Origin of the sequence: Mycolicibacterium peregrinum, from assembly GCF_001665625.1 — a bacterium.
GTDB lineage: Bacteria > Actinomycetota > Actinomycetes > Mycobacteriales > Mycobacteriaceae > Mycobacterium > Mycobacterium peregrinum_B.
Genome location: NZ_LZSY01000158.1, coordinates 112,038 through 126,023, shown reverse-complemented (window position 1 = coordinate 126,023; position 13,986 = coordinate 112,038). Strand labels below are relative to the sequence as shown.

The window sequence follows — 13,986 nt, the reverse complement described above, 5'->3', positions numbered from 1 at the left end:
CCATGCCGTCCTACGATTCCATCGTCGTCGGCGAGGACTGGATCAGCGAGCACTACTTCACCACCGACTCCACAAAGGAATCCTTCCAGGGCAAGGTGATCGAGCTGCGCAAGCAGTGGGACGCCGAAGCTGCCGAGGGTCGGGATACGGTGCGACGACGGCTGCTGGCCGCTGCCGGCGAATTGCAGACCGAGTTGTCGACGTTGGCCGAGAACCCGGGGGGGGCGCCCGCAGCGCACGCGATGATTCGGACCGTTCTCGGGTTTTCCGAGACGCTGGCCGACTACACCGGCGAGCGTGCGGGTACCGAGCTGCGGCTGCCCAACGCTCGGCTGGCCGGGGTGACGAGCATGTTGTTGCTGCAGGCCCGCCCGGTCGAATCGGTCGACGACTTACTCGACCCCGAAACCGGGCTGCTGCTCGACGCGGGGGAGGAGGACAGCAAGCCCATCGACTCGGTGACCAAAGCGGTTTCGGCTGCGTTCCGCGCCGATGAACCCCCTGCGTTCATCGTCGTGCAGGCTGGCCAGTGGGCGCTGCTGGCAGAAGCCCAGCGATGGGCCGAAGGACGGTACCTGGCCGTCGATCTGCTGGTGGTCACCGAACGCCGCGACGACAAGCGCGGCGGCGAACTCGACCGGGCTGCGGCGATTCTCGGACGGCAGGCACTGCTGCCCGATGCAGACGGAAACATCTGGTGGACAGGCGTTCTCGAAGATTCGTTCAAGCACACCGTCGGGGTGTCCAAGGATCTGCGTGAGGGGATCCGACTGTCCATCGAGATCATCGCCAACGACGTGGTGCGCCGCCGCGCCGAGCGCGGCCTGCCACTGGATGAGATCGACGCCCAACAGCTCGCAAAGCACTCGCTGCGCTTCCTATACCGCATCCTGTTCCTGCTCTACGCCGAAGCGTCCCCGGAGATGCGGGTGTTGCCCTCCGGCGCCCCGGAATACGGTGAGGGGTATGGCCTGGACCGGCTGCGTGAGCTGACGTTGACCGAATTGGTGTCGCCCACCGCGAAATCCGGTACGCACCTGTATGAGTCGCTGGCCAAGCTGTTTCACCTTGTCGACGGCGGTCATCACCCGCGCACTCCCGAGGCGGGCGACGGAACCGATGATCCGGCACCGGGTTTGGAGTTCAACGAGCTACGCGCCGACCTGTTCGCACCTGTATCCACTGAACTCATCGACCAGGTCGGCCTCAGCAACGAGGCGGCGCAGCAGGTACTGCAACACCTGCTGCTGTCCAAAGAGTCCAAGGGCCGCAAGGGTGCTGACCGAGGGTTCATTTCGTATGCCGAGCTCGGCATCAATCAGCTCGGCGCGGTGTACGAGGGCCTGATGTCCTACACCGGCTTCTTCGCCGAAGAAGACCTCTACGAGGTCGCCAAGAACGGCGACCCGGAGAAGGGATCGTGGGTGGTTCCGGTAACCCGCGCCGATCACCTCTCGGAGTCAGATTTCGTGACGACAGAGGACGAGGCCACCGGCGAGCGGATTCCGGTACTTCACCGTCAGGGCACCTTCGTGTTCCGGCTCGCCGGCCGGGAACGCCAACAGTCGGCCTCGTACTACACGCCCGAGGTGCTGACGAAATTCGTTGTTTCCCAGGCGCTCGAAGAACTGCTAGACCAAAACGGCGAGCGCACCACGCCGGAACAGATTCTGCAGCTGACTATTTGCGAGCCCGCGCTGGGGTCGGGTGCGTTCGCAATTGAGGCGGTGCGCCAACTGGCCGCGGAATACCTCAAGCGTCAGCAGAAAGATCGCGGCGAGGTCATCGACGCCGACCGCTACCAGGTCGAACTTCAGAAGGTGAAGGCGTATCTTGCGCTGCACCAGGTGTACGGGGTGGACCTGAATGCCACGGCAGTGGAACTCGCAGAAATTTCGCTGTGGCTGGACACCATGGTCGCCGGTCTACAGGCACCCTGGTTCGGGCTGCACCTCCGGCGCGGCAACTCGCTGATCGGTGCCCGCCGCGCCGTCTATGCGCCCACACTGCTGGCTAAGAAGGCGTGGCTGAAAACGGTGCCTAAGGATGTGCCCCTCGGAGACGAGATCGGGTCAGGCATTCACCACTTCCTGCTGCCATCCGAGGGTTGGAGTGCGGTCGTTAACACCCCGGAAGCCAAAACCTATGCCCCGGACAAACGGGAAGAACTAGGACTGTGGCGCAACGGTATTCGTGCTAATCCGAGCGCGGCGATCAAGAAGCGCCTGGCGGCACTGGCGCAGCGGGTGGAGACCCTGTGGGAGCTGACCCTGCGGCGGCTGACCATCGCCGAATCGGAGATCCGCCGCGACATCGACGTGTGGGGGTTGCATTCCGACGACCGGCCGGGCGCCGCGGTGACTCGCGAGCAGATCGAGGCGGTGCTAAACGACGAGAGCGGCGCTTACAGACGGCTGCGCCGGGTGATGGACGCCTGGTGCTCGTTGTGGTCCTGGCCGTTGACCACAGACATCGAACCGCCCGACTGGGATCAGTGGGTCGGCGGACTGGAGGCGATCCTCGGTGTGCCGCCCAAAGCTGGAAAGTTTGAAAAGCATGGGCAGATCAGCCTTGCCGGCGATCTGAGTTGGCAGGACCTGGACTTCGCTGAGGATAACGACCGCACCTTCGCCCAAGCGCTACCGATAGAGAGGGCGCTGGACGGGTTTCCGTGGCTGACGGTTGCTGCGGACATCGCCGAGGTTCAGGGCTTCTTCCACTGGGAGTTGGACTTTGCGCCGGTGTTCGCCCGAGGTGGATTCGACCTTCAGGTCGGAAATCCGCCGTGGGTACGACCGGACTGGGACGAGGCCGGGGTGCTGGCTGAATTCGATGCATGGTGGCAGCTTGTCGATAAGCCCTCCGAAGAGGTGAGAGTCGACAAGCGGGCAGAGGCCCTCGCTTTACACGGGGCACTCGATGCGTACCTGGATGAGAGGGCCGGGCAAGCAGGCGTGAAGGCGCATCTAAGCTCCCCGGCGGACCACCCTGTATTGGTCGGGTTACATGCAGATACATACCGATGCTTTATGGAGCGCACATGGAAAACGATGGCACGTGGCGGAATTGTTGCGCTACTCCATCCCGAAAGTCACTTCACCGAAGTCCGTGCAAAGGTGCTTCGTTGTGAGACGTATCGGCGGCTCCGGAGGCACTGGCAGTTTCAAAATCAACTCAAATTGTTTTCCGAGATCGGAAATACGCGAGAGTACGGAGTGCATGTTTACGGCGATCTGAGAGATGTGCGTTTCCTGCAGGGGTCATCCCTCTATCACCCCGATACGGTGACCCGTTCGCTCGAGCACGATGGTTCGGGTGAAGCTCCCGGCGTGAAGGACGGTGACGGTGGTTGGAACTTGCGCCCTCATGCTGAGCGCATCGTCGCCATTGAGCAGCTGCAACTTGCTAACTGGGCCGCTCTCATAGATGAGCCAGGTACGGCACCCGACGAGGCGCGAATGCTGTATTCCGTGAACCGCGACACCGCCGACGTCCTGGATAAACTTGCAGCCGCACCGAGGTTGGGGGATATCGGATTCGACTGGACTCTTGGTTGGCAGGAGACCGCTGATCGTCAACGCGGTTTATTTAAATCCGCATCAGCCATTCCGGACAGTTGGGTTAATGTAATTCTTCAAGGGCCACACTTATCGGTGGCGAACCCGCTTTCAAAGCAACCCAATCCGACGATGTCGAGTCACCGCGATTACGCTGATGTTGCACTCGAATCGATAGGTGAGGATTTTGTGCCGCGTACAAATTACCAGGTTGCAAAAGCTCGATCGGAATACGATAGTGCATATCCGAAGTGGCACAACAGATCCAGTTCGTCATACTTCCGTATAGCGTGGCGGCGACGGGCTGACCCGGGCATGGTCCGCACGCTCCACGCTGCTTTGATTCCACCTGGCCCCTGTCACGTCCACCCGGTCCTATCGGCGCAGATTGTCGATAGCCTTAACACCGCCATCGCCACAGCGTTCTGGGCATCGTTGCCAATCGATTTCCTAGTCAAGGTGGCGGGCGTGGATGAGTTGAGTCAGGGTGTCATTCGTCGATTTCCCCATGTCCGTAACCACGCGCTCGAATCCCACCTTCTAGTGAGGACACTCCGCCTTAATTGCCTAGTTAGGCCCTATGCCCAGCTGTGGGGCGAGCTGTACGACAAAGAATGGCAACGTGATTCATGGGTTCCGCATATCGGCGTCGACTATGCGGACCGCTCACCACTGGGTGAGGTCGGCGCTAAGTGGGAGTGGGCCACACCGTTGCGTCGGGCTGCGGATCGCCGCCAAGCGCTCGTCGAGATTGACGCGATCGTCGCGATTATGCTCGGGATCACCGCCGAGGAGCTGCTGACGATCTACCGCACCCAGTTCCCGGTGCTGCAGAAGTACGAGCGGGATGCGCTTTACGACTCGAACGGTCGCCAACTTCCCGGCAAACTTTCCTCCGAGTATCGCAAGAAGGGCACGTTGAAGCCCGACGATCTCACCGTCGACGGCATCACCTATGCCGAGCCGTTCGTTGGGGTGGATCGAGAGCGCGATATGGAGTTGGCGCACAAGCACTTCAGTGATGTTGCCAAGGCGTGAGGGGCTGAGATGACCCATCGAGATGGGGTATTGCTGGACAGTGCATCCGTTGACAGTCTGGCCGATGCCGTCGCCGCGTTGAATCCGAAGCCACGCGAACGTCGGTGGACCAGCCTGAGCCTGTGCATCGCCGACGCAGTGTGGAGCATCGGCGCCGACTACGACGCGGTGGTCGTTCCGGTGGTGCGCAAACTCGCGGCGAACATGGGCGTCCATCATCCGACCGTCCCCGCGCGACAACCGATCGGAACGGACCCACTGCCGCTCACTCGACTGATCGCGCTCACCGTCGACGAGTTGACCGGCCTCACCAACCGGCAACGCACCTCAACGCGTAACGGCATTCTGAAATCCGAGGCTGTGCTGCGCCACGCACGGGTGTTCGTCGTGCACGGCGTTGTCGGCTTGCCCGATGCGGTCGGGTTGTTCACCGACACAGCGCGGTTCACCGCAATTGATGACGCGCTGCGCGCCATCCCTGGTGAGGGTGGGCACGGGGTGCGCCGCAACTATCTGTGGATGCTCATCGGAGACGATGACCTGATCAAACCCGACCGAATGGTGCTGCGATGGCTCGCGTACCACGGCGTCGATGTCGACCCCGTCGGTGCACGGGATGTCATCGCAGCACTCGTTTCTGCCGTTGGCGCGCGGTTGGAACGAGACGTCACCGCATGGGAGATTGACCACGCGATCTGGGATGCCGGACGTCAGCTGTGGTTCAAAAGGTCGCGACGGCGCACCGAGCGGAGTTCGTGATGGGTGCACTACTTCCTACCCTGCAGGCCACGCACCTTCGCGAAGGCTTAACTGATTACCTGGCAACGACATTCGCACTGACCGATCCCGATGCGCAGGCAGTGCTCACTGACTTCATCGGTGACCCCGACAACGGGATGTTCAAGGGACCGTATGTGCGGCTGCGGTTGCCGTTCGCCCCGGCCGGTGACGGCTGGCGCGACCACCTGGATTGGTGGCCGGCCGATTTCACACCGTACGGGCATCAGGCGCGAGCATTCGAGCGGCTCTCCACCCACCACCAGGATCGGCCGCAGCCGACCCTGGTCACCACCGGCACCGGGTCGGGCAAGACCGAGGCGTTCCTCTACCCGATCCTCGATCACGTGTTGCGCGCCAAGAAGTCCGGTGTCACCGGGATGAAGGCGCTGATCCTATACCCGATGAACGCGCTCGCCAACGATCAGGCCGAGCGGCTGGCCAAGCTGATCTCCGGTGATCCGGCCCTTGGCGCGGTCACCGCCGGGCTCTACACCGGTGAGCAAGGTGGCGGCGGGCGCACCCGGGTCTCGGCCGACGGGCTGATCACCGACCGCGCCCTCATGCACGACTCGCCGCCCGACATCGTGCTCACCAACTACAAGATGCTCGACCACATGCTGCTGCACCCCGGCCGTGCTGACATGTGGCGGCTGTCCGCGGAATCGTTGCAATACCTGGTGCTCGACGAATTCCACACCTACGACGGCGCCCAGGGCACCGACGTCGCGATGCTGCTGCGTCGGCTCGGCCTTACTCTCAAGGCACATTGGACCGCCACGTCGCGGGTCACCGACGATGACCGTGCCCGCCCGCTCGGCAAGGTGACACCGGTGGCCACGTCGGCGACCCTGGGCTCTCGCTCCGCCCCAACTGCCATGCTCGATTTCGCCTACACAGTGTTCGGGGAGCCGTTCGGCGCAGGCGCGGTTATCGAGGAGACACGGCTGAGCCCCGGCGAATGGCGCAAAGCCCGATTGGGCGGCCATGACCATGCCTGGAAGCCGATCGAACCGGCGCTGCCCGACGCGCTCGACCGGATCACCGCCCTCGATCGAGCTGACGGCGACAACCATGCCATCGCCGCGGCGGTATTTGCCGAACTCTTCGAGACGATGTTCCAATCTGATCGCTTTGCGAAGCCCACCCAGTCTGAACTTTTCGAGCAGCCCGTCCAATCTGACCTCTTTGAGAAGTCAGGATATGCAGGTGATCCCGCCACTGCGTCGGACCTGGACGCCGAGGAGATGCTCGATCAGCTCAAGCGGCACCGCTTCATCCAGGCGGTGTTGGAGAACGCCGTCGACGCGGTGTCGCTGCCCGACCTGGCCGAGCAGGTATTTCCGGCGGTGCCCGTCGACCGCGATGCCGCCCGCACCCGCGACATCCGTATTCGGTTCCTGGAGTTCGTCGTTGCGATGCTCTCGCACGTTCGGGCGGAGACCGGACGGGCGGCGCTCGGGGTCGATGTGCACCTGTGGATCCGGGAACTCAGCCGAGTCGACCGCGCCGTGCGGGTCGCCACCGAATATCGCTGGTCCGACGACGGGACCTCCGTCGACGACGAGCTATACCTGCCCGCGGTGTACTGCCGGCACTGTGGACGCTCGGGCTGGGGTGCACGGCTGGCACCGACCGGAAGCGCCTTCGACGTCACCGACGAGGCGATCCGCGCCGACCACGCCGCCGGCGCCTCCCGGTTCCGTGCGCTGATCTCGGCGCCCGCCGAAGCGCAGGTCGCTGGCAAGGTCCACGGTCTGCAGTGGCTCCATCTCGACCACCGCGAACTCCTCGACACCACACCCCACCCGCAGAGCCCCGATGTCGTCGACGGCCGGGTGCTGCCGGTGCTCACCCTGATCGGGCCGGACGCCGACGAGCAATCCAAGAACGATATGTGCCCGGCCTGCGGGGCCGTCGACGGAATCCGGTTCCTCGGCAGCGCGGTGGCCACACAGCTGTCGGTGACTCTGTCGAACCTGTTCGGCGACAAGCATCTCGACGCCACAGAGAAGAAGGCGTTGATGTTCACCGACAGCGTGCAGGATGCCGCGCACCGCGCCGGGTTCGTGCAGGCCCGCTCGCACAGCCTCAGCCTGCGCACGGCGCTGCGCGGTGCGCTGGGTGACGCCGAACTCGACCTCGACGAGCTCGCCCGAGCTGTCATCGACCGCGCCGGCAACGATCCGATGTTGCGCTACCAACTGTTGCCACCCGACATCGTGGACCGCGACGAATTCGTCGCGTTCTGGAAGCCCGACGTGCACCCGAACTCGCGGCGGGCCGCGGAGAACAAGGCCAAGCGCCGGCTGCGGTTCGACGTCGACCTCGAATTCGGTCTGCAGTCCCGCACCGGCCGCACCCTGGAGCTCACCGGCAGCGTCGTCGCCGAGGTCTACCTCGGGGCGGCGCACAAGGCCCCGATCATCGGGAGGCGGGCCCTCGACAAGGCTGATCCCGCCCAGTTCCCGCTGACCGGCGTGACCGATGCAGCAATGGCGCAGTGGGTGCGTGGGACGGTCGAGAGGATCCGCACCCGCGGCGGCATCCACCACGACTGGCTGCGGCCCTATCTAGAGAAGAACGCCAACCGCTACCACGTCTGGGGTGGGCGACCACGTGGCCAGGGCATGCCCCCCTTCCCGAAAGGCCGCCCCGCCCCGGCCTTCCCGGCCCTCAAGTCCGGAACCGGAGCCTTGCCAGAGGGATTCGATCCGATCACGGCCCCGTCCTCCTGGTACGCGCAATGGACGTCGCGATGCCTGGATGTCAGCCCCCACGACGGCACCTTCCTGGCGAAGGCGCTGTTCGCCGAACTCGCCGAGCAGATGCTGCTGTCCACCATCACCACCGAGACCGGCTCCGCCGTCTATGGATTGTCGCCGGCTACCGTCCAGGTCAGCGCTCCCACGCTGGAAGCGCTCCTCGACGAGCGGCACTTACTAGTCTGTGACATCTGCCAAACCCCGGTGCCGGGCAGTGCCACCACCGTCGACGAACTCGACGGGGCACCCTGCACGTTGATCCGCTGCCCCGGGCGGCTGCACCGCAGTATGAAGACCGACAACTTCTACCGGCGTCTCTACGACTCCACAGAGATGAAACGCGTCGTCGCGCGGGAACACACCGGCCTGCTGCCGACCAAGACCCGCCTCGAATACGAGACAGCGTTCAAACGCGGCGGCACCGACCCGCAAGCACCCAACGTGCTTGTCGCGACCCCGACCCTGGAGATGGGGATCGACATCGGTGACCTGTCCACAGTCATGCTCGGGTCGCTGCCCCGATCGGTGTCGTCCTACCTGCAGCGCGTCGGGCGCGCTGGCCGGCTCACCGGAAACTCCTTGGTGCTGGCCTACGTTCGCGGTCGAGGCGAACATCTGCCCAAGCTGTTCGAGCCGCTTTCGGTGATCCAGGGGGATGTGCGTCCACCCGCGACGTTCCTCAGCGCCGAGGAGATCCTTCAACGCCAGTACATTGCGCACATCGTCGACCAGTTCGCCCGTGACCCGCAGCTGGTGGCGCCCAAGGATGCACGGTCGGTGCTCGGAGACAACGGGGCGGACAGCTGGCTGGCCCGGCTGATGGATACCGCCGCCACCGACGCCGACGAGTTCTTGGACCGCTTCCTGGCCCAGTTCGGGGAACATCTCAGCCCCGACGCCGTCGACGCCCTGAGATTTTGGGCGAGCGCACCACCGCAGGGTGGTCCCAGTGGCCTCACCCAACGCCTGATGGCCGCGGCCTACCAATGGCAACTCGATCTCAAGGAACTCACTGAACGGCAGGCGACCGTCGAAGCCGACCTGCCCGAGTTCGAACGCCGGGCGACCTCCCCGGCCGCCACCGACGACGACCGTCGGGCCTTCAAGATCGCCAAGGGATCACGCAAACTGCTTGGCGCCCAGATCACCTCACTGACCCGTGACTACTGGATCTCGGTGCTCGAACGGTACGGCGTACTGCCCAACTACACACTGCTCGACGACGCGGTGACTCTTGATGTCGGCGTTACCTGGATTGATCCGGACAGCAACGACTACATGGGCGAGCAACTCAGCTATCAACGCGGCTCCCGGGTTGCGCTCACCGAACTCGCGCCGGGCGCCACCTTCTACGCCCAAGGTCTCGCGGTCACCATCGACGCGGTCGATCTGGGCACCGGTGAATCCAACATCCACGCCTGGCAAGTCTGCCCACAGTGCGGGTGGGTGCGCAGCAGTGCGTCCGCCGCCGGGCCTGACCCGGTGTCGACCTGCCCGCGCTGCCACAGCACGGGCATCGCCGACGTGAGTCAGCACCTGCCGGTCGTCGAAATGACCCGCGTTTCGGCGGAAGTGCGCCGGGATGAGGCCACCATCAACGATCTGCGGGACAACCGCGCAAAGGAACCGTTCACGGTGGTGACCGCCGCCGACGTCGACCCCACCCAGGTCGGCCGCACGTGGTTTCGCTCCAGTTCGTCGTTCGGCGCGGAATACCTGCGACGCTTGGATATTCGCTGGATCAACCTCGGCGGACGGGCATCCAAGGGCAAGACGAGGTTGATCGCCGGGCAGGAATCGACCAGCGGCCTGTTCCGGGTCTGCGCGTCCTGTGGGCAACTCGACCGGGAGGCCGGTCGCAACAGTCGATACGAGCACCGCACCTGGTGTCGCCTGCGGGGCTCGGCCGTCGAGGACGTCCGCGACATCGCCCTGGCGCGACGACTGCGCACCCAGGGGGTGCTGCTGCACCTGCCACCGCAGATGGAGTACGACAACTTCGCCCACCCCAGCCTGGCCGCCGCCATCCTGCTCGGCCTACGCGAGGTGATCGGCGGATCACCCGAACATCTCGACGTCGCCACCATCAGCGATGCGCTATGGGCGCCCGACCGGCGCGCGCTGCTGATCCACGACACAGTTCCCGGCGGGACCGGCTACCTCGCCGAATTCGCCGACCACACCAAAGTTTTCGCGGTGTTGGCGGCCGCCCGGCAGATCCTGCGGGAATGCGCGTGCCGGGACGAGGATCGGCTGGCCTGCCACCGCTGCCTGTTGCCGTTCGCTGCGCCTTACGAGATGGACAAAGTGTCACGGCTGACTGCATTGAATTTGCTCGACGGCATTCTCGAGGTCGGCGCGCACGGTACACCCGACCTGGAGGCTTGGACCGCCGAGGTTACCGAGCAGGCACCGCCCAGCACGCCGCTCAGCGACGAGTCGTTCCTGGAACGCGACTTCTACTGCTCGTTCATCGAGCGGCTCAAGTTGATGGGTGCCGCCGTGGTGGAGAAGCCGGGAACATCCGGTCCGTCGGCCACCATCACCCTGCAGGGCAGCAAGGCGCGGAAATGGTCACTGCGACCGCAGGTTTCGCTGGACTTCGTCAAGCCCGACTTTGTGCTGCAGACCGCGGACCCGGACATCCCGCGGATCGCGATTTTCGCCGACGGGCGATCCTTCCATGCGGTCGCCGGGTGCAACCGCGTGGCCGACGACGCCGACAAACGTCGGGCCTTGCGTGCCTCGGACTATCTGGTGTGGTCCTTCGGACATGAGGATCTGCAGCGGTTCAAATCTGGGGAGTCGATCGAGCCGGCCTGGTTCGATCAAAAGGCCACTAGCTTCGTCACCAGCCGGTTCCATGTTCAACCGGGTTTGGTTCGGCTGCAAGCCAAAGACCCGGTATCGCAACTGCTCGAGTTCATGGTGACTCCCGACATCGACGCCTGGCGACACTTCAGCAAGTGGATGCCGTACTTGTTCGTCCGCAGTGACAACAGGGTGAAGTCTGATGTTGACGAGGTCACCGCCGCGGCGTTGGCGACGCTGGACGGATCGACGCCGTTTGAAGTGGCCGGGCCCGACATGTGCTGGGCGTATGCCGACGGAGGTGTCACCGTCGCCTCCGGTGTACGCACCACGTCCGACCCGCCGCAGGCCGTGCTCGCCGTCGATGACCGAGACGAGCGGTTGGAAGACCTGGGCGGGAAGGCATGGAAGGAATGGCTGCGGCTGTCGAACTGGTTGGGGATCAGCGACCCCGGCCGCGTCACCGCCCGTACCCTGCTGGCATCGGCCCCGGTGTCCGGGCCTGCCGAGGCAGGAGAGCCAGAGCTGTCTGCGGAATGGCAGCTCCTGTTCGACGGAGCGGTGTCCGATGCAGAACGCGAACTCATCCGGGCCTTGGCTGCCGCAGGTGCTGCGGCACCCGAGCTGGGTTATGAGACGACGAATGGCGATGTGTTGGACATGGCCTGGGCCGGCGGTCGGGTGGCTGTGGTGTTCGATGAAGCGGAACCGGTGGATGGGTGGACGCTGTGCCCGCCGGATGTCGGCAAGATTGTCGAGGCATTGAAATTGAACGGAGTGGTGTAGGTGGCGAATCTGGTTATCGCGTCGAACAGCAAGGGCATGTCCAAGCTGGACGGGTCGGTCAAGAACAAGGTGTACGACTTCTTCGAGAAGCTCGCCGCCGACGACACCCAACCCTCTCTGCACATCGAGCCGCTGCATGTAGCCGCCGATCCCCGAGTGCGGACGGGTCGCGTCGACCTGCACTATCGCGCGGTGTTGTTCCGGGTGGACGACAAGTCCAGCGGGCCGACGTACATCTACATGGGTACCTGGGGACACGATGACGCGATCAAGCTCGCCGAACGGGCCACCCTGCGGGTCAACCCCATCAACGGCACCCTTGAGGGCCTGATCGGAGAGTCCGCGCCCGCAGAAGCCGTGACGGATTCGGCCATCGTGGAACCGGTTTCGAAACCTGCATTGTCCTACCTGGCCGGGGTCGGCTACAAGATCGCCGACCTCACCGAGGGGTTGGGCATCAACCCCGTGCTCGCGGCCAAGGCGATGAAGGCACCGGACGAGTCGGCGCTGTTGGAAGCCGCGGCCGAGGGGCTCGAATGGGAGGGCAGCGCCCTGCTCGAACTCGCTACCGGTCTTGCGATCGAGACGATCCGGGAAAACCACGGGTTCGCGAAAGAACCGGTGGACAAATCCCTCGACGAGAACCAGCAGATCATCGCCGCGCTGGAGCGCCCGGCCTCGAAGATGCAGTTCGCGTTCATCGAAGACAACGACGAGCTGCGTCGAGTCATCGAAGGTGGCGACTTTGCCGCCTGGCGCACGTTCTTGCATCCGGAACAACGGAAGTACGTCGAGTCGGATTTTTCTGGCGCATTCCGTCTTTCAGGTGGCGCCGGTACGGGTAAGACCGTTGTCGCGATCCATCGAGCCCGTCGTCTCGCCCGCGACAATCCCGGCGCCAGGATCGTCCTGACCACTTTCAACGCCACTCTCGCCCAGGGGCTCAAGACCGACCTCAAGGCGCTGGACCCCGGTTTGCGAATCGCCGACAAGCCCGGAGATCCCGGCGTATACGTTGGTGGTATCGATGCGCTCGGCAGGGATGTGCTGCACCGGTCCGGAGATGCCGCCGCGGCGGCCTACGAGCGAGTGTTCGGTCACGAGGTCGAGTTCGGTTCCAAGCGAACGTCATCCGATGCGGTATGGCGAGAAGTTGCGCAGTCCGTCGACTCGGGGCTCGACGCGAAACTCGCCACCCCCGCATTCCTGGAGAGCGAGTACGTGGCCGTAGTTCTCGCGAACCGCATCACCACGCTGGAGCAGTACGCCAAGGTCGCGCGACCCGGTCGGGGAGTGCGGCTCAGCCGTCCGCAGCGCATCGCCGTCTGGAAGCTCGTCGAGGCGTTCCGTCGGCAGAGCCAGATGGACGAAACCATCAGTTTCCCGGAAGTCCTCGCCCTCGCTGCCGAGGCGCTGTGCGTGCGTGCGGAGCACGACGGCACCTACCTCGCTGACCACGTCCTCGTCGACGAGGCACAGGATCTGCATGCCACGCACTGGGCATTGTTGCGGGCGTTGGTGGTCGAGGGGCCGAACGACCTCTTCATCGCCGAGGATTCGCACCAGCGGATCTACGGAAGCCCGGTTGTGTTGAGCCGCTTCGGGATCAAGATCGTCGGCCGGTCCCGCCGGCTGACGCTGAACTACCGGACCACCGCGCAGAACCTCCACTTCGCAGTGAGCGTGCTCTCCGGTGCGGAGTACCGCGATCTCGAACAGGGCGAGGAGTCGACCAGTGACTACCGCTCCGCGCGCAACGGCCCGACGCCGGAGTTGATCCCATGCTCGGACTTGGCTGCCGAGTTGGAGGCGGTGGCGACGAAGGTCAAGACGTGGTTGGCGGAGGAGGGTGTGGAGCCCGAGAGCATCGCGGTGCTCACCCGAAGCCAGGACGAACGTGATCGATTCGTTCGCGGGCTCGGCGAGCGCGGTGTCACCGCGCGCGCCGTCGACAAGAACGCCCCGACACCGGGCCAACCACTCGTGATGACCATGCACCGGGCGAAAGGGATGGAGTTCTCCCGGGTTGTCCTGGTGGGCGCCGATGAGAAGCACGTGCCGTTGCCGGCGACGTTGCGCAACGTGCCCGACGAAGAACGCGCGGAGGCGCTGTTGCGCGAACGGTCGCTGCTCTATGTCGCTAGTAGTCGTGCGCGGGATGCGTTGGTCGTGACATGGAGTGGGAAACGGTCCGAGCTGTTGGGGTCTGACACAGCATTACGTAGTTCTATGTAGCTATAACCGCCCAAAAA

At 64.3% G+C, this 13,986-nt stretch carries 4 protein-coding genes; all 4 read left to right on the top strand.

Going from position 1 to position 13,986, the window contains the following annotated elements:
• Nucleotides 1-2 precede the first annotated feature (2 nt).
• Genes A5779_RS24860 through A5779_RS24845 form a run of 4 tightly spaced genes read left to right on the top strand, consistent with a single transcriptional unit; the run spans nucleotide 3 to nucleotide 13,969 of the window.
• The gene (locus tag A5779_RS24860) at nucleotides 3-4,595 is read left to right on the top strand and encodes an Eco57I restriction-modification methylase domain-containing protein (RefSeq protein WP_064886388.1); all 4,593 of its coding nucleotides are present in this window, start codon (nucleotides 3-5) and stop codon (nucleotides 4,593-4,595) included.
• A gap of 9 nt (nucleotides 4,596-4,604) precedes the next feature.
• Complete coding sequence (locus A5779_RS24855; RefSeq protein ID WP_064886387.1) at nucleotides 4,605-5,354, top strand: DUF8548 family protein; 750 nt, start codon at nucleotides 4,605-4,607, stop codon at nucleotides 5,352-5,354.
• The gene (locus A5779_RS24850; RefSeq protein ID WP_064886407.1) at nucleotides 5,354-11,734 is read left to right on the top strand and encodes a DEAD/DEAH box helicase; all 6,381 of its coding nucleotides are present in this window, start codon (nucleotides 5,354-5,356) and stop codon (nucleotides 11,732-11,734) included. The genes A5779_RS24855 and A5779_RS24850 overlap by 1 nt, the downstream gene beginning before the upstream one ends.
• Nucleotides 11,735-13,969, top strand: a complete 2,235-nt coding sequence (locus tag A5779_RS24845; protein WP_064886386.1) for a 3'-5' exonuclease — start codon at nucleotides 11,735-11,737, stop codon at nucleotides 13,967-13,969. It abuts the gene before it with no gap.
• Nucleotides 13,970-13,986: the final 17 nt, after the last annotated feature.